Source organism: Jiangella gansuensis DSM 44835 (assembly GCF_000515395.1).
GTDB classification, from domain to species: Bacteria; Actinomycetota; Actinomycetes; order Jiangellales; family Jiangellaceae; genus Jiangella; species Jiangella gansuensis.
Genome location: NZ_KI911782.1, coordinates 1,114,809 through 1,131,755, shown reverse-complemented (window position 1 = coordinate 1,131,755; position 16,947 = coordinate 1,114,809). Strand labels below are relative to the sequence as shown.

The following is a 16,947-nucleotide window of genomic DNA, read 5'->3' as shown; positions in this document are numbered from 1 at the left end:
CCGGTTACATCGGCTACATTCGGGCATCATGACGGACCTGTCAAGCCTCCGCAGGAGGTAGGCAGCACTGACCTGCGGCGACACCCTCATACCCGGCTCCCGAATGATCACGTGGAGCATGGGTGTGCCCGCTCCACCATGAATGCTTGCCTGGTGAGGCGGGAACTCGCCTAGGGGACGGTGGGACCGGCGGCCGGGCCGACCGCCGCCGCGCGTTCGCCGTCCCGCACCGGCCGGGCCGGGTGCCGCTGGACCTGCCGGCGCGCCAGCAGCACGACCATGACGGCGCTGAGCAGCACGCCGAGGAGGCTCGGCACCCCGAGCTCACCGTCGACGGCATACGACGACACCGACGTGACGAGGACCCCGGCCGTCAGTGCGAACCCGGCCGACAACACCGGCACCACCCACGCCGTGGGCGTCATCGCGCCGGCGAGCAGCAGCGCGCACAACAGCAGGTCCGGCACCAGGAACAGGTTGTCCGCGCGCCACGAGTCGTGCAGGAACAGGTACGCGAACGTGACGAGGCTCGTCGCGGCCGCAACCAGGCGGGCCATGGTGATCACAGTGGGTTCCCTTCGAACGGAGCCGGACGCGTGTCTACAGCGTAGACAGCCCTCTGCGTGCGTGTCTACGTCGTAGACATTCCCAAGTCGACGACGGCAGGATGGAGCTGTGGCGCGCACCCCGTTCCTGACCCCGTTGTCGATCGCGACCGCGGCCCTCCAGCTGGGCGACCGCGAAGGCGCGGAAGCGATGACCATGCGCCGCATCGCCGCCGAGCTGGGCTGCGACCCGATGGCCCTCTACCGGCACTTCGCCGACCGGATGGCGATGCTGGACGCCGTCGCGGACCTCGCGCTCGCCGACGTCCCCGTTCCTGACCCGGCGACGGCGTGGGACGACCGGCTGCGGCGCGTGGCCGACGACGTCCGGGCGGCGGCGCTGCGACACCCAGGCATCGCGGCTCATGTGGCGTCCAGGCCACCGCTGGGCGAGAACGGCCGGCGGCTCGCGGCCGCGATGCTGACGGCGCTGGGCGACGCCGGGCTCCCGCCGGCGGAAGCGGTGCGAGCATCCCAGGCCCTGGTGGCCTACATCGCGGCCGGACTGGCGATGGCGGTGCGTGCCGGCAGCCGCGACGACCGCTGGCACCAGGCGAGCACGGTGCTGGAAGCGCTGCCGTCGGCTCCGCCGGGCGCGGAGCTGTTCACCGTCGGGTCGGAGGAGCAGTACCGGTACGGCGTCCGGCTGCTGGTGGCGGGTATCAGGGCAGAGGCGGCCGCGCTCCGCTGACCGGCTGGCCGACGACCCACTCGCGGACCGCGGCGGCCGTCTCGTCGACCGGCGCCTGGGTGGTGTCCAGCAACGTCATCGGCGGCTCGAACTGCGCGGCGTTCTCGCAGATCCATGCGGCGTAGTCGAGCATCTCGGCGATGCGGGGCTCGTCCCACTCCCGCCACGCCGGCCGCGCCCGCAGCCGCTCGGCCAGCACGGCGGGATCGCACGTGAGGCACAGATAGTCGATGCGTTCGAACAACGGCCGCTCCGGCAGCGGCTCCAGCTCCTGCGGGACCACCGTGCCGACCAGTACCACCGGCCGGCCGCTCTGGTGGACCATCGCGGCCATCCGCAGCCAGGCGGACCGGAAGACCCGGTGGTCGCCGCCGTCGTCGCGCAGGCCGGCCTGCCACAGCACGTCCTGTTCCAGGACGACGAACCGGTCGGCCAGCGAGTCCACCAGCAGCCGGGCGACGGCGGACTTGCCGGTGCCGCTCGGGCCGGTCACGCACAGCAGCGGCAGCCGTTGGAACGGCCAGCGGTGCCCGCAATGGACGCACCGCACGAACGCACCGGACTCGACCTGGGGGTGATCGGTGCGCTCGCCGCAGCGTTCACAGACGAGCAGGTTCACGGGTGACGGACGAACGGCTCAGTCGAAGAGCTGGTCGAAGATGCTGCGCTTGCGCCGCTTGCCGTAGGGACGCGGCGAATCGGAGTAGCCGCCGCGGCCGTAGCCGTACGGGGACGGGCTGTCGGGGCGGCCACGGAACCGCGGCCCCGGACTGTCCGGGCGGCCACGGTACTGCGGCGGCGGGGGCTGCTGCGGGCCGCCGTACTCCAGCGGCGGCGGAGGCGCGGCGTTGTACTGCTCCTCGGCGGCGACGATCTGCTCCAGCTCGCCCTTGTCGAGGAAGATGCCCTTGCAGGCGTCGCACTGCTCGACATGGATGCCCAGGCGGTCGAACGTCCTCATCGAGCCGCCGCACTTCGGACAGGTCACGGTCCATCCCTCTCTTCGACGACGTCGACGCGGTCGTCTGTGGGGAGCAACGCTACCCGCGCCGGCCGCGGTTCCCGTCGCGGGGAGCGGCCTTTCGGAAGGGGCCCCCAGGCGTTCTCCCGCCACAGGTGGCAAGCATTCCTGGTGGAGCGGGAACACCCATGGGGGACGTGATCATTTCCGACTCTCCGACCCGATCCGTGGGTGGTCATCGGCCGGGGAGGGCGGGTCGGTAGCTGAGGGAGAGCATGGCCAGGGCGATGAGGGCGTCGGGGTCATTGAACCTGAAGGCGACGCGGGTGATGAGGCGGATCTTGGTGTTGGTCGATTCGATGAGCCCGTTGGACAGGCCGTGTTCGAGGGTGGCGTGGATCGCGTGGAGGCGCTTGTTGATCTTTCGTCCGAGGTTCACGAAGACCGGGATGCGGCAGCGCTGGGTCCACGCCAGCCACTTCGCCAGATCACAAGAGCCGGAAATGATCACGTTCGGCATGGGTGTTCCCGCCGCACCATGGATGCTTGCCTGCCGAAGCGGGAGTTCGCCTGCTGCTGGCCGCCTGGCCGCCTGGCCGCGTGCGACGGTTGCCCGGCTGGAGTGTTGCCCCTTGGAGGCGCGGCGGACAGATCGCGCGGTTCGCGCCTTGGTACGCGATATCACTCCGCGAACCGGGAGAAACTGGACTCTCGAGCGATGAGTTCGCGTACCAAGGCGCCGATATCGCGTGCCAAGGTGCACGAGCGACTCCGCCCCAGGGCACAGGGGTCGCCTGCAGGAGTCCGCGGCCAGCCGGCCACCCGCCCACATGTGTCGTCGCCGGGTCACGTAGCGGGCCTTCAGGTCACGTCACTCGCCTCGAAGGCCGTACCGGACGGTGAAAACGCCAGAGTCCGACCGCGTGGCGAGTGACGTGACCCGAACGGTGCACAGTGCGGCAACCTGCTCTACAGCCACCACCGGGAACGACGATGTGAAGCTCGCCGAGTGTGCGACGAGGCAGGCAATCGGCTCCCCGGACGTGACGCCCACGGAAGCGTCAGAAGAGCCTCATTTCGGGGGCGGCGGAGGTGACTCGGCGGCGCGAACGGCGCTGACGTAGCGGCGGGCGGCGTCGCGCAGCGCCTGCTCGGGGTCGACGCCGAGTTCGCGGGCGGTGCGAGCCAGCGCGAACAGGGCGTCGCCGACGTCCTCGGCCGAGGCCACCGGCGGCAGGGGGATCTCGCGCGTCGGCACCGTCACCCCGGCCTTCTCGACCCGGTGCACCAGTTTCGCCGCCAGCGACAGCGCCGGCTGCGCGAGCGGGACACCGTCGACGGCGGACTCGCGGCCCTTCTCGGCGCGCTTCAGCTTCTCCCACCGCTCCCCGACGTCGGAGGCGGTGGGCGCGTGCGCGTCGGCGAACACGTGCGGGTGGCGGCGGATCAGCTTCTGCGCGATGCCGGCGGCGACGTCGTCGATGGACCATGGCGTGGCCGTGCGCTCCTGCGCCAGCCGGGCGTGGAACACCACCTGGAGCAGCAGGTCGCCGAGCTCCTCGCGCAGGTCGTCGTCGTCACCCGCTTCGATCGCCTCGAGCGTCTCGTAGGTCTCTTCCAGCAGGTACGTCGCCAGGCTGCGGTGTGTCTGTTCGGCGTCCCACGGGCAGCCGCCTGGCGAGCGCAGCCGGTCCATGACGGCGACGAGGTCCAGCAGCCGGGCGCCGGGCAGGTCCGCCGAGCCGACGACCACCTGGGCGCCCGGCGCGGCCGCGAGCGCCTCGGCGCCGTCGTCGTCCGGCGGCAGCAGCCACACCACCAGTTCGCCGTCCGCGGCAACGGACGGCGGCTCGTCGACGAGCGTCACGTCGACGCCGGCCGCGCGGAGTGCTTCGAGCTGCGGGTGCGACGCGTCGTCCGCCAGCACCCGGCCGGCCCGCAGCAGCTCCCAGGCCCGCCCGGACAGCAGGCCCGGCGCCACCCGCGGGCTGGTGGCGAGCAGGACCAGCCGGCCGGGAGAGATCACTGCGCCGGTTCGGAGATGGACCCGGTGTCGGCGCTGACGGCGAGGTCCTCGCCCCATGTGCCGTACCGTGGGTTGACCTCGATGTCCATCGTGTCGCCGACCTCGATGATGGTCTGGGTGAGGACGGCGTTGTCGGCACCGGTGTCGGAGGCGTAGGCCTCGGCGATCAGCTGGTCGGCGACGCCGGCACGGAACGCGTCCTCGGTGTAGCCGCTCTGCTCCAGCGCGGGCGTCAGGTCGCCGCCGGACTGCTGCTCGAACTGCTCGATGGCTGCGTCGATGTCGGCCTCGGTGATCTCGATGCCTTCGTCCTCGGCCAGCCGCAGGAAGATCTGGTGCTGGATGTACCGGGTCAGCACCTGCCGCTGGAACGCGGGCATCCCCCCGGCGGCCTCGACGTCGAACCCCTCGAGCTGCTCGACGTGGTCGACCTCGTTCTGCAGGTCCTCGACGGTGTACCGCTCGCCGTCGATCACGACGGCGGAACCGATCTGCTCGGCGTCGCAGGCGGCCAGCGACACGGCCGCGACGGCGGCCAGGGACGCCGTGATGATGCGTCGGATGGTCGGCACGGTGATCCTCTTCGTCGGTGCGTCGGTGTGCGTCGGGTTCGCCCGGCCCGGATGGCCCGCTTCGCCCGGCACGGATGGCCCGCGCCGCATCTTATCCAGCCCGGCCGGCGCCGGCCGCTTCGGGCTGGTGGGCGAGGACATCGTCGATGACCTTCCGCGCCCAGGCCAGCAGCTCGACGCCGCGCAGTTGCGGCACACCGATGCCGGTGGGCCTCGGCCGCGGCACCAGGATGGTGTCGACGGCGTCCTTCACCAGTGACTTGGGGTAGAGCCGGCTCAGCCGAACCCGCTGCCAGTCGGCCAGCTGGACCCGCGCGAACCGCACGTAGGTGCCCTGGATGGTGACCTCGGAGAGGCCGGCGCGGCGCGCGTGCGCCCGGAACCGGGCCACCTCCAGCAGGTTGCCCACGGGCTCCGGCGGGGTGCCGTACCGGTCCTGCAGCTCTTCCAGGACGGAGTCGACGGCGGCCTCGTCGATCGCTTCGGACAGTCGCCGGTAAGCCTCCAGCCGCAGCCGTTCGCTGGCGACGTAGTCGTGCGGGATGTGCGCGTCGACGGGCAGTTCGATGCGCACCTCGGGGACCGTCTCCGCGGAGTCGCCCCGGAAGTCGGCCACCGCCTCCCCCACCAGCCGGACGTACAGGTCGAAGCCGACGTCGGCGATGTGCCCGGACTGCTCGCCGCCCAGCAGGTTGCCCGCGCCGCGGATCTCGAGGTCCTTCATGGCCACCTGCATGCCGGCGCCCAGGTCGGAGTGCTGGGCGATGGTGGCCAGCCGCTCGTGCGCTTCCTCGGTCAGCGGCGTCTCGCGCGGGTAGAAGAAGTACGCGTAGGCGCGCTCGCGGCCCCGCCCCACCCGGCCGCGCAGCTGGTGCAGCTGCGAGAGCCCGAGCCGCTCGGAGCGGTCGACGATGAGCGTGTTGGCGTTGGAGATGTCCAGGCCGGTCTCGACGATCGTGGTGCACACGAGCACGTCGACCTCGCGCTGCCAGAACGCGTTGATGACCTGCTCCAGCGCGTGCTCGCCCATCTGGCCGTGCGCCGTGGCGATCCGCGCCTCGGGCACCAGCTCGCGCAGCCGGGCGGCCTCCTTTTCGATGGTGTCGACCCGGTTGTGCACGAAGAACACCTGGCCGTCGCGCATCAGTTCGCGCCGGATGGCGGCGCCGACCTGCTTCTCGTCGTACCCGCCGACGTAGGTGAGCACCGGGTGGCGCTCCTCCGGCGGGGTGGTGATGACGGACATGTCGCGGATGCCGGTGATGGACATCTCCAGCGTCCGCGGGATCGGCGTGGCGGACATGGTGAGCACGTCGACGTTGGCGCGCAGGTGCTTGAGCTTCTCCTTGTGCTCGACGCCGAAGCGCTGCTCCTCGTCGACGATCAGCAGCCCGAGGTTCTTGAACCTGACGTCGCCGGTGATGAGCCGGTGCGTGCCGATGACCACGTCGACGCTGCCGCCCAAGAGGCCCGCGACCACCTCTGCTGCTTCAGAGTCCGACTGGAACCGAGACAGCGCCCGGATGGTCACCGGGAACGGCGCGAACCGCTCGGCGAACGTCGCGAAGTGCTGCTGCACGAGCAGGGTGGTCGGCACCAGGACGCCGACCTGTTTGCCGTCCTGCACCGCCTTGAACGCCGCCCGAACCGCGATCTCGGTCTTGCCGTAGCCGACGTCGCCGCAGATGACGCGGTCCATCGGGACCGAGCGCTCCATGTCGCGCTTGACCTCGTCGATGGTGGACATCTGGTCGATGGTCTCGACGTACGGGAACGCGTCCTCCAGTTCGCCCTGCCACGGTGTGTCGGGCCCGAAGGCGTGCCCGGGCGCGGCCTGCCGGGCGGCGTACAGTTTGATCAGCTCTGCCGCGATCTCCTTGACCGCCTTGCGGGCGCGGCCCTTGCGCTTGGCCCAGTCGCTGCCGCCGATGCGGTCCAGGCCTGGGGCGTCGCCGCCGACGTACTTGGTGACCTGGTCGAGCTGGTCGGTCGGCACGTAGAGGCGGTCGGCGGGCTGCCCGCGCTTGGACGGCGCGTACTCGACGACGAGGTACTCGCGGGTGGCGCCCTGGATGGTGCGGCTCGTCATCTCGACGTAGCGGCCGACACCGTGCTGGTCGTGGACCACGTAGTCGCCCGGCTTGAGCTGCAGCGGGTCGACCTGGTTGCGCCGGCGGCTGGGCATCCGGACGGTGCCCTTGGTGGAGACGCGCTGTCCGGTGAGGTCGTCTTCTGTCAACACCGCCAGTGCTGCCGACTGGGCGATGAAGCCATGCGTCAGCGCCCCGGTGGTGACCTGGACGACGCCGGGCTCCGGCGCCGCGGCGATGTCGTCGACGTAACGGGCCGGCACCTCGGCCTCACCGAGCACCTCGACCACGCGTTCCGCGGTGCCGTGCCCGCCGGTGACGAGGACGGCGCGGCCGCCGCTGGCCAGCCAGCCGGACAGGTCGGCGATGGCGCGCGAGGTGTCGCCGCGGTAGGTCTCGGCCGGCCGGACGTCGAGCTCGCGGGTCTCGACGGCGCCGGCGTGCACCATGTCCTCGCCGAGGTCGACGGCATACAGGTCGGCGTCGAGGTCGGCCCGCTCCCGCGCAGCACCGTCGCCCGCCGTGTCCTCGGCCGCGCCGATGCCGAACGAGCTGACGCTCCACCACGCCAGGCCGTGCCGGATCGACTGCGCCCGCACGTCGCCGAGCGTGTGGTACGCGGCGGCACCCAGGTCGATAGGGGCCCGGCCGCCGCTCGCCGCGGCCGCCCAGGACGCGTCGAGGAACTCCTGGCTGGTGGCGACCATGTCGTGCGCGCGGGTTCGCACCCGCTCGGGGTCGCACACCAGCACGTGGGTGCCGGCGGGGAGCAGGTCGACGAGCATCTCCATCCGGTCGACCAGCACCGGCGCCAGCGACTCCATACCCTCGACGGCGACCCCGGCGGCTAGCTTCTCCAATATCTCAGCAAGCTCAGGGAGTTCGGTCGAAAGCTCGGCCGCACGCCGGCGGACGTCGTCGGTCAGGAGCAGCTCGCGGCACGGCGGCGCCCACAGCCCGTGCTCGGCGACGTCGGTGGAGCGCTGGTCGGCGACCGTGAAGTAGCGGATTTCTTCGACGGTGTCGCCCCAGAAGTCGACCCGCACCGGGTGTTCCTCGGTGGGCGGGAAGACGTCGACGATGCCGCCGCGCACGGCGAACTCGCCGCGCCGCTCGACCAGGTCGACCCGCACGTAGGCGGCCGCGACCAGCTGCTCCACGACGGTGTCGAGTGCGGCCTCGTCGCCGGTGCGCAGCTGCACCGGACGCAGATCGGCCAGCCCGGCGACCTGCGGCTGCAGGACGCTGCGGACCGGGGCCACGATCACCTTGACCGGCCCGCCGGCCTCGTCGTCCGGGTGGACCAGGCGGCGCAGTACGGCCAGCCGCCGGCCGACGGTGTCGCTGCGCGGCGACAGGCGCTCGTGCGGCAGCGTCTCCCACGCCGGGTACTCGGCGACCGACTCCGGCGGCAGCAGGCAGCGAAGATCGCCGGCGAGGTCCTCGGCCTCCCGCCCGGTGGCGGTGACGGCGAGCACGGTGCGGCCGGCCCCGACGGTGTCGTCGGCCAGCGCGGCGGTGACGAACGAGCGCAGCGCCGGGGGCGCGGTGAGATCCAGCGCGGTGACCGCACCGCTGCGCGCATCGGCGACGGCGGAGCGCAGCGCGGTGTCGCCGTCGTCGGCCAACAGGGCGGACAGGAGGCCGTAGAGAGACATGCTCGCCTTCCGGGCACACAGACGTGCCCCCAAACCAGGCCGGAGAGGGGGTGCTGATACGGAGTTTACGCCGCGGCACCGACAACGACACGAACCCGGCCGCCGCTCACCGGTACAGGCCGCATGGCGTGTGGGGTGCGATCCGGACCGGTCTGGAGGCCCTACTGAGTCCTCGTCCACGTCGCGGCCACGCCGGTGTCGCGGGCTCCGGTGTGATGCAGGCTCTAACCCTCGAGAGGGACCACTACGTTCGCCGCCGAGCCCGCCCGGGCCAGCCGTGCGTCCGTGGTGACAAGCGACGTCTCGAGCCGCTGCGCCAATGCCAGGTACAGAGCATCCGTCAGCCTGGTGTCGTGCCGGTGCTCCCATGCCGGGTCCAGCAGGTCAGGCACGGCATGACGGACGACCGGCATGCGCCGCACGACATCGATGAGCTCCACGACATCATCCTCGGACAGCGCGCCGGCGCGGTGAAGCCGCCCGAATGCGCTCAGCAACTCCGCATCGAGGTGCGCCGGGGCATGCAGAGCGCGGCCCTCGATGGTTCTCGCCACCGCATCAGCTCGTTCGGTCGGCACGACGAGGTCGACCACGGCGGACGCGTCGACCACCACGGCGTCCAGTGTCACGGCGCGCCGAGCTCGTCCCGGGCGTCGTCCAACGCAGCCATCGCCTGATCGTGCGTGACACCGGCGTATCGGCGGCGACGGACGTGGTCCAGCCATGTCTCCGCTCTGTGCCGGTCGAGCTCCTGCCGCAACGCCTGCTGCGCGACCTGCGAGACGTTGAGGCCCGACGCCCTGACCTCTTCGGCGAGGTCATCGGGGACGTAGACATTCAACCGAGCCATACACACATGGTACGCATATGTCTCGGCGGTGCCAACGGCCAGCGACGAGACCCTGACTGCACACCCGGTGGAAGTTCGCCTATCGGTCACTGTTCGTCCGCTTTGGCGTCGGTTGCGGCTGGTCTGCTCTGGCGCGTGACTGCCGACCGAGATCCTTTCCAGACGCTCCGGCTCGACGCCGTCGACGCGACCCGGCGCAGGTTCCTCACCGTCACCGGCGCCGCCATGGGCCTGGCCGCGGTGGGTGCGCTGCCCGGCCTGGCGGCCGCGGACGGGCCCGCCGTCGAGTTGAACCGGCTGCCCGACGACCCGTTCACCCTCGGGGTCGCGTCCGGCGATCCGCTCCCGGACGCCGTCGTCATCTGGACCCGGCTGGCGCCGCGGCCGCTGGAGCCGTTCGGCGGCCTGGGGCCACGGCCCGTGCTGGTGCAGTGGCAGGTGGCCGAGGACGAGGGCTTCCGCCGCGTCGTCCGCAGCGGCACCGCCCGGGCGCGGCGCGAGCAGTCGTACAGCGTCCACGTCGACGTCACGGGACTGCGTCCATGGCGGCACTACTGGTACCGCTTCCGGGTGGGCCGCGACGTCAGCCCGGTCGGGCGTACCCGCACCGCGCCGGCCGCCGGGCAGCCGGTACCGGGGCTGTCGTTCGCGTTCGCGTCCTGCCAGGCGTACTGGGAGGGCTTCTACACCGCCTACCGCGACCTGGCGGCGCTGGACCACGACGTCGTCTTCCACCTCGGCGACTACCTGTACGAGTACGGCGTGGGCGTCGGCGCCGGGGTGCGTCAGCAGCAGCTCCCGGCCGACTTCCTGCGCGAGACGATCACGCTGGACGAGTACCGGGCCCGATACGCGCTCTACAAGTCCGACCCGGACCTGCAGGCCGCGCACGCCGCCGCGCCGTGGATCGTCACCATGGACGACCACGAGGTGGAGAACAACTGGGCCGGCGACGTGCCAGAGGGCAACACACCGACCCCCACCCGCCCGGAGTTCCTGGTCCGCCGCGCCAACGCGTTCCGGGCCTGGTGGGAGCACATGCCGGTGCGGATGACCCAGGCGCCGACCGGCCCGGACCTGCAGTTGTACCGGCGGTTCCAGTACGGCGACCTGGTCCGGTTCAACCTGCTGGACACCCGGCAGTACCGCGACGACCAGGCCGCCGGCGACGGCTCCGACCCGCCCAACCCCGGCTCGCTGGACCCGAACCGCACCATCACCGGCGCGGAGCAAGAGCGCTGGCTGCTGGACGGTTTCGCCGAGCGCTCGGCGCGGTGGGAGGTGCTGGCCCACCAGACGGCGATAGCGCAGCTGGACACCCGGGCCGGAGCGGAGGTGATCGTGCCGATGGACACTTGGGACGGCTACGTCGCCTCGCGGCAGCGGGTTCTGGGCGGCGCCTACGAACGAGGCGTGCGCAACCTCGTCAGCATCGCCGGCGACCTGCACCGCAGCGTCGCGTCGGAGCTGAAGGCCGACTACGCCGACGAGTCGGCACCGGTGGTGGGGACGGAGTTCGTCGGCACGTCCATCAGCTCCGGCCGCGACGGCGTCGACCTCGACCCGGGTGGCCAGACCATCCTCGACGAGAACCCGCACGTGAAGTTCGGCAACTTCCAGCGCGGTTACGTGCGCGTCGAGGTCACGCCCGACCGGTGGGTGGCCGACTTCCGCGTGGCCGACCGGGTCACCGTCCCCGACGGCGCCGTCACCACCTGCGCCCGGCTCGCCGTCGCCGACGGCGACCCCACCATCCACGTCGTGGGAGGTCAGCGATGAAGCGGCAGATCGGTGTGGTCGTCCTGGCGACCGCGGTACTCGGGGTGGCCGGCGCGGCAGCCAGCACGGCCGCCCGGCCGGACCGCGACCCCGTCCGGCTGTCGGCGACGCCGGAGCGGGTGGAGGTGGTCGGACTGCCCTGCCTGCCCAGCTCGTTCCAGCTCGGCCTGACGAACACGAGCACCGCGGACCTCTACGCCGACGCGTTGCTGGCAGCGGGCGGCCCGGTCGTGCTCGACCGCGAGCTGGTGTCGTCGTGGTTGCCCGCCTGGGACCCGGACCACACCGTGTCCGCGCGGGTCGGCGTGACGGTGCCGCGCGACGCCGCGCCCGGCGTCTACGACGTGCGGGTGACGACGGACGGTGCGCGGCTCACCGTGCCGGTCGAGGTGCTGCCGCTACCGCCGAAGGGGCCGGGCGACAACCTGGCGCTCGGGGAGCAGGCGACCGCGTCGTCGACGCACGCGAACTTCGACGTGTGCGGCGCGGCCGACGGCAACACGGACTCCGAGCAGTGGGACACGCTGACCGGCTGGAACGACGGCACGAGCGGCGTCTTCCCGGACACGTACGACGTCGCCATGGCCGCGCCGGCCACCGTCGGACGGGTGGAGACCTGGACGCTGGACTCGGCCCGCTACCCGGCCGCCCGCTACGGGCTGCGTGACTTCGACGTGCAGGTGCGGGTGGACGGCGGCTGGCAGACCGTCGACGAGGTGCGCGGCAACTCCGCGGGCCGGGTGACGTCGACGTTCCCGCCGGTGACCGCCGACGCCGTCCGGATCGTAGGCCTCGCGTCGAACAACGGTGACTACTCGCGCTTGGTCGAGGTCGAGGTCTTCACCAGCTGACCCATCCCGTGATCATGTTCCCTCGCGGTCACTGATCGACCGCGAGGGAACATGATCATGGGGCTCGGCCTGTCAGTGCTCCAGCGCCGGCAGCCGCTTCAGCGGCCGGGGCAGCCACCAGTTCCGCTCTCCCAGCAGCACCATCAACGATGGCAGCAGCACGGCCCGGACGATGGTCGCGTCGATGAGGATCGCCGCGGCCAGTCCGATGCCCAGCTGCTTGAACTCGATCGCGCCGAGCGAGGCGAAGATCGAGAAGACCGCCACCATCACCACGGCCGCGCTGGTCACCACCCCGGCGGAGCGGACGATCCCGGTGCGCACTGCCTCCGGCGTCGTCAGGCCCGCCCGGGCGCCTTCGCGGATGCGGCTGACCACGAAGACGTGGTAGTCCATCGAGAGCCCGAACAGGATGACGAACAGGAACAGCGGCAGCCAGATGATGAGCGCCCCGGTCGAGGTGAAGCCGAGCAGCGACTCCGCCCACGTGTTCTGGAACACCAGGGTCAGCAGGCCGTAGGCCGCCGCCACCGACAGCAGGTTCAGTGCGGCCGCCGTCAGCGCGACGGTCAGCGACCGGAACGCCATCACCAGCACCATGATCGTCATCAGCAGTACGAACCCGATCACGATCGGCATCCGGTCGGCCAGCAGGCCGCGGAAGTCGACGTTGCCGGCGGTCTGCCCGGTGACGCCGGTCTCGGCCCCGTCCACCCCGTCGAAGGCCGCCGGCACCAGGTCGTTCCGCAACACCTCCAGCGACTGTTCGGCTCGCTCGTCGTCGGACTCGTACGGCACGTGCACCGCGATCTCGGCGACCGACCGGTCCGCGGAGTACTCGGCCGTCAGTCCGTCGTCGACCGCGAACCGCGGGTCACCCGTCACGTCGTCGCCGAGCGCGGCCACGGCGTCGTCGACGGCGGCGGTGTCCAGTGCCGCACCGTCGGCGGACCAGACGGCGACGGTGTGCGACGCCCCTTCGGCGGGGAACGCGGCGGTGACGGCGTCGTAGGTCTGCACCTCGGGCACGTCCTGGGCCAGGTCCGAGATGCCCGGTTGCGACAGCTTCATACCCAGCGCGGGTGCGGCGAGTGCCAGCAGCGCGGCGACGCCGACGAACAGCGCGGTGCGCGGGTGCCGCAGCACCGGCCGCAGGATCGCGCTCCACAGCCGTGAGTCGGCTCCGTCGCCGCGACGCAGCCGCCACAGCAGCGGGATGCGCGGCCGGTCGATCCACCGGCCGAAGATCGACAGCAACGCGGGCAGCGCCGTCACCGAGCCGACGACGGCGACCGCCACGACCAGGATGGTGCCCACGGCCAGCGACTCGAACGTCGCCTCGCCGGCGAAGAACATGCCGGCCATCGCGATGATGACAGCGATACCGGAGACCACGACGGCCCGGCCGGACGTGGCCGCCGCGACGGTGACGGCGTCCAGGGTGCCGCGGCCCTTCGCCCGCTCCTCACGTTCGCGGCGCACGTAGAACAGCGAGTAGTCGACGCCGACGGCCATGCCGACCAGGAGGATCACCGAGGCGAGCATGTCACTGGACGGGATGAGGTGCGACGCGAACGCCGACAGCCCCATCGCGGCGACCACCGACGACAACGCCAGCAGCACCGGTACCGCCGCGGCGATCAGCGCGCCGAACACCACGACCATGATGAGCAGGCTGACCGGGAGCGACAGGTACTCGGCCCGGCGCAGGTCGTCCTCGTAGAGCTGGTCCAGCGCGGCGTCCAGGGACGCGTCGCCGACCTGGCCGACCATCAGCTCCGGCGCGGCGGCGCCGGCTTCGTCGACGACGCGGCCGACCTCGGCGGCGGCCGCGGAGGCGGCGTCGTCCATCTCCGCGTCGGTGCCCTCGGGAACGTCGAGGGTGACCTCGTAGAGCACCGCGGCGCCGTCGGCGGAGGGCTGCGGGCTGGAGACCTCAGCGACGCCGGACGCCGCTGCCAGGTCGGCACGCAGTCCGGCGAGTTGATCCGACGACGGGTCGACGATGCCGCCGTCGGCCGCCCGGACCAGGACCGACTCGGTGTGCGGTTCGTCGAAGTCGGCGCCGGCGATCGCCTTGTCGGCGCCCGCGGAGGCACCGATGCCGTAGTCGCCGTCGGCCACCTCCTGGGTCCCGACGGCGCCGCCGCCGACGATCGCGGCGGCGACGAACGCGAGCCAGAGCAGCAGCGCGGTCCACTTGTGGTGGGCGCTCCATCGGGCCGCGCCGACGACCAGGCCGCGGCCCGGTCCAGGTGGCGGTGGCGGGGCGGGAACGGGTGGCCGGTCCAGGGGCAGGGTCGTGGTCATGGCGTCCTCGTCGGCGGTGAGTCGGTGTGGTGTCGTCGCCGCCGGTCGAGCTCGCCGGTGGCGGTACTCACTCTCGCCGCGAGGACGCGACGCGGTAACCCGGAAGACCCCCGATCCGTGCTGGGGGTAACCCCCGTTCCGGACCGGGGATCACCCCAGGATCATCGGCTTTACCTGCGCAGGACGCGCCCGGCCCGGACGTCGGTCGGCTCACCGCCGTCCAGCGCCGGCTGCCCGCCGACGAGGACGGTGCTGATCCCGGTGGGCAGCCGCCATGGCTGGTCGAACGTCGACGTGTCCGCGACGCGCTCGGCGTCCAGCACGACGACGTCGGCGACCTTGCCGGGCGCGATCGTGCCCCGGTCGGTCAGGCCCAGCCGGGCCGCCGGCCACGCCGTCATCTTGCGCACCGCTTCCGGCAGGGAGAGCACGCCGAGGTCGCGGACGTAGCGCGCCAGCACCCGCGGGAAGGTCCCGAAGCTGCGCGGGTGCGGCCGGCCGGCGCCGGACGGCTTCAGTACCCAGCCGTCGCTGGCGACCGACACCCGCGGGTGGCGCAGCGCCGCGATGACGTCGTCCTCGCGCATGCCGTGGTTGACCACCGCGACCGCGGCATCGTGCGCCTCCAGGACCCGCAGCACCGCCTCGGCGGCGTCGACGCCGTCGCGGCGGGCGATGTCCGCGATGCTGGCTCCGGCCGCGTCGGCGTACCGGCCTGGCCCCAGCTCGGCGATGACGACCCCGGCCGGGTCGAGCAGGATTCCCGTCTGCGCGCGCAGTTCCGCCGCGATCCGCTCCCGCCCGGCCGGGTCGGCCAGCCGGCGCAGCAGCTCGCCGGGGCCGCCGTCCATGGCCCAGCCCGGCAGCCGCGACGTCAGCGTGGTGCTCGACGCGGTGTACGGGTAGACGTCGGCGGCCACGTCGACGCCGCGTGCCACGGCTTCGTCGATCAGCTCCAGCGCCGCTGGGACGCCGCCGTGGTCGACGGGCCCTATCGACTTCAGGTGCGAGATCTCCAGGCGGGCGCCGGCGGCGGCCGCGGCGTCGACGGCCTCACCGATCGCGTCCAGCAACCCCGCCGACTCGTCGCGGATGTGGGTGGAGTAGAGCAATCCGGACGCCGCGGCGGCCTTCACCAGGTGCCGCACCTCGGCCTCGTCGGAGTAGGTGCCGGGCGCGTAGATGAGGCCGGTGGAGAAGCCGTGCAGCAGGCGTGCGGCCGTGCCGCCCAGCCACCCGGCCATCCGGTCGAGGTCGCCGGCATCGGCTGCCCGGTCCGCGCCACCCATCGCCGCCAGCCGCAGCGAGGAGTGACCGACCTGCAGGGCGACGTTCACCGCTGGCCGGACGGCGTCGGCCGCGGTGGCGAACCCGTCGACGTCGCTCCATGCCCAGTCGAGATCGGGGTCGAAGAACGCGGTGGCCGACCGCAGCTCGGCCAGGTCGCCGACGGGGAACGGTGACCATCCGCAGTTGCCGACCAGAAGCGTCGTCACCCCCTGGCAGATCTGTGTGGTGGCCGCCGGCCAACCGGGCAGGGTGAAGTCGGCGTGCGAATGCAGGTCGACGAAGCCCGGCGTCACCACCTGCCCCGACGCGTCGATGACCCGCCGGGCGCTCAGCCGGTCCGCGGACACGGCCCGGATCAGTCCCGCGCCGATGCCGACGTCGGCGACGAACGGGTCACCGCCGGAACCGTCCACCACGGTCCCGCCCCGCAGGACGACGTCCAGTTCACTCATGTCCGGGCCACCTCCACCACCATCCGTGCCGCAGCGCCGATCACGGTACCTGCCGGCCCACTGCCGGCCAGCCGCAGCGTCGCCGGATCGGTCAGCTCGGTGCCCAGCGCGGCGAGCGCCACCGTCCGTCCGTCGAACTCGAGCAGGCCGACGTCGTGCCGCACGCCCGGGAGCTCACCGGTCTTGTGCAGGCACCGCACGTCGTCACCGAGCTGCGTCGGCATCCGGTCGTTGACCTGCTGCTCGGCCAGCGCATCGAGGGCGAAGGCGCGCAACGGTGCCGGCAGCAGGTCCGGGCCGGCCAGGCGGTCGAGCAGCCGGGACTGGTCGTCGGCCGTCGTCACGTTCTCCAGGCCGGCCCGGGCCGCCTCCGTGTCCATCAGCCGGCGGCGCAGCCTGGTGCCGGTCAGGCCGAGCGCGGCGAGGCGCCGGTCGGCGTCGTCGAGGCCGAGCAGTTCGATCACCAGGTTGCTGGCGGCGTTGTCGCTGACGGCGATCATCAGGGTCAGCAGCTCGGCGAACCGCAGCCGCCGCACCGACGGCAGCAGCCGCAGCACTCCGGCCCCGCCGGCACGCTCCGCCGGCACCGGCACGTCGTCGTCGAGATCGCGCCGTCCGGTGGCCACGTCCTGCAACGCCAGCACCAGCAGCGGCACCTTGATGGTGCTGGCCGCCGGCACCGGCTCGGCACCGCTCAGGGAGACCACCGGCCGCCCCTGCTCCCACACGGCGAAAGCCCACCGCCCCGGGCCGGCCTCGGCGAGCGAGGCCAGCCCGGCACGGAGCCGGTCGGCCCGCGGCGCCGGCCACAT

At 72.3% G+C, this 16,947-nt stretch carries 14 protein-coding genes and 1 pseudogene; 3 read left to right on the top strand and 12 right to left on the bottom strand.

Annotated elements, in window-relative coordinates; genetic code table 11:
* Window positions 1-170 precede the first annotated feature (170 nt).
* Window positions 171-557, bottom strand: a complete 387-nt coding sequence (locus JIAGA_RS0105650; protein ID WP_157552751.1) for a hypothetical protein — start codon at window positions 555-557, stop codon at window positions 171-173.
* 118 nt (window positions 558-675) lie between these two features.
* Between JIAGA_RS0105650 and JIAGA_RS27780 the strand changes: the two genes are divergently transcribed.
* Complete coding sequence (locus JIAGA_RS27780) at window positions 676-1,296, top strand: TetR/AcrR family transcriptional regulator C-terminal domain-containing protein (protein ID WP_051425765.1); 621 nt, start codon at window positions 676-678, stop codon at window positions 1,294-1,296.
* On the opposite strand, the gene JIAGA_RS0105640 is transcribed toward JIAGA_RS27780, so the two are convergent.
* From JIAGA_RS0105640 to JIAGA_RS0105605, 8 genes and pseudogenes are all read right to left on the bottom strand, one after another.
* A complete protein-coding gene (locus JIAGA_RS0105640) occupies window positions 1,268-1,915 on the bottom strand; it encodes a P-loop nucleotide/nucleoside kinase family protein (protein ID WP_026874912.1) in 648 nt (215 codons plus the stop codon). The two genes, JIAGA_RS27780 and JIAGA_RS0105640, sit on opposite strands and share 29 nt — an antisense overlap.
* A gap of 18 nt (window positions 1,916-1,933) precedes the next feature.
* The gene (locus JIAGA_RS0105635) at window positions 1,934-2,284 is read right to left on the bottom strand and encodes a TFIIB-type zinc ribbon-containing protein (protein WP_084469496.1); all 351 of its coding nucleotides are present in this window, start codon (window positions 2,282-2,284) and stop codon (window positions 1,934-1,936) included.
* 174 nt (window positions 2,285-2,458) lie between these two features.
* Window positions 2,459-2,744: pseudogene (locus tag JIAGA_RS34900) on the bottom strand (transposase); the annotation flags it as partial.
* A 585-nt stretch (window positions 2,745-3,329) separates the two neighbouring features.
* Window positions 3,330-4,283 carry a nucleoside triphosphate pyrophosphohydrolase gene (locus JIAGA_RS0105625; RefSeq protein ID WP_211239525.1) on the bottom strand — a complete coding sequence of 318 codons (954 nt, stop codon included), beginning with the start codon at window positions 4,281-4,283 and terminating at the stop codon, window positions 3,330-3,332.
* The gene (locus tag JIAGA_RS27775; RefSeq protein WP_169738826.1) at window positions 4,280-4,855 is read right to left on the bottom strand and encodes a SurA N-terminal domain-containing protein; all 576 of its coding nucleotides are present in this window, start codon (window positions 4,853-4,855) and stop codon (window positions 4,280-4,282) included. The genes JIAGA_RS0105625 and JIAGA_RS27775 overlap by 4 nt, the downstream gene beginning before the upstream one ends.
* A 91-nt stretch (window positions 4,856-4,946) precedes the next feature.
* Entirely contained in the window at window positions 4,947-8,603 is a 3,657-nt protein-coding gene (gene mfd / locus JIAGA_RS0105615) for a transcription-repair coupling factor (RefSeq protein ID WP_026874908.1), read from the bottom strand.
* Window positions 8,604-8,827: 224 nt separating this feature from the next.
* On the bottom strand, window positions 8,828-9,232 hold the full coding sequence (locus tag JIAGA_RS0105610; RefSeq protein WP_035812124.1) for a type II toxin-antitoxin system VapC family toxin: 405 nt from the start codon (window positions 9,230-9,232) through the stop codon (window positions 8,828-8,830).
* The gene (locus JIAGA_RS0105605; protein ID WP_026874906.1) at window positions 9,229-9,453 is read right to left on the bottom strand and encodes a type II toxin-antitoxin system CcdA family antitoxin; all 225 of its coding nucleotides are present in this window, start codon (window positions 9,451-9,453) and stop codon (window positions 9,229-9,231) included. The genes JIAGA_RS0105610 and JIAGA_RS0105605 overlap by 4 nt, the downstream gene beginning before the upstream one ends.
* 135 nt (window positions 9,454-9,588) lie before the next feature.
* On the opposite strand from JIAGA_RS0105605, the gene JIAGA_RS0105600 reads away from it, so the two are divergent.
* Complete coding sequence (locus tag JIAGA_RS0105600; protein WP_026874905.1) at window positions 9,589-11,232, top strand: alkaline phosphatase D family protein; 1,644 nt, start codon at window positions 9,589-9,591, stop codon at window positions 11,230-11,232.
* Entirely contained in the window at window positions 11,229-12,083 is an 855-nt protein-coding gene (locus JIAGA_RS0105595) for a discoidin domain-containing protein (protein WP_026874904.1), read from the top strand. The genes JIAGA_RS0105600 and JIAGA_RS0105595 overlap by 4 nt, the downstream gene beginning before the upstream one ends.
* Before the next feature lie 72 nt (window positions 12,084-12,155).
* On the opposite strand, the gene JIAGA_RS27770 is transcribed toward JIAGA_RS0105595, so the two are convergent.
* From JIAGA_RS27770 to JIAGA_RS27765, 3 genes are all read right to left on the bottom strand, one after another.
* Entirely contained in the window at window positions 12,156-14,393 is a 2,238-nt protein-coding gene (locus tag JIAGA_RS27770) for an MMPL family transporter (protein WP_084469491.1), read from the bottom strand.
* Between the two features lie 170 nt (window positions 14,394-14,563).
* Window positions 14,564-16,135: an N-acyl-D-amino-acid deacylase family protein gene (locus tag JIAGA_RS0105585; RefSeq protein ID WP_026874903.1), complete on the bottom strand. Its 1,572-nt coding sequence runs from the start codon at window positions 16,133-16,135 to the stop codon at window positions 14,564-14,566.
* A complete protein-coding gene (locus JIAGA_RS27765; protein WP_035812120.1) occupies window positions 16,132-16,947 on the bottom strand; it encodes a serine hydrolase in 816 nt (271 codons plus the stop codon). Before JIAGA_RS27765 ends, JIAGA_RS0105585 begins: the two co-directional genes overlap by 4 nt.

Bases quoted from the DNA above. Each gene is read 5' to 3' on its own strand.
- JIAGA_RS27765 (WP_035812120.1), bottom strand. From the start codon at position 16,947: ATGTGGCCGGCGCCGCGGGCCGACCGGCTCCGTGCCGGGCTGGCCTCG.
- JIAGA_RS0105650 (WP_157552751.1), bottom strand. From the start codon at position 557: ATGGCCCGCCTGGTTGCGGCCGCGACGAGCCTCGTCACGTTCGCGTAC.
- JIAGA_RS27770 (WP_084469491.1), bottom strand. From the start codon at position 14,393: ATGACCACGACCCTGCCCCTGGACCGGCCACCCGTTCCCGCCCCGCCA.
- mfd (WP_026874908.1), bottom strand. From the start codon at position 8,603: ATGTCTCTCTACGGCCTCCTGTCCGCCCTGTTGGCCGACGACGGCGAC.
- JIAGA_RS0105585 (WP_026874903.1), bottom strand. From the start codon at position 16,135: ATGAGTGAACTGGACGTCGTCCTGCGGGGCGGGACCGTGGTGGACGGT.
- JIAGA_RS0105595 (WP_026874904.1), top strand. From the start codon at position 11,229: ATGAAGCGGCAGATCGGTGTGGTCGTCCTGGCGACCGCGGTACTCGGG.
- JIAGA_RS0105605 (WP_026874906.1), bottom strand. From the start codon at position 9,453: ATGGCTCGGTTGAATGTCTACGTCCCCGATGACCTCGCCGAAGAGGTC.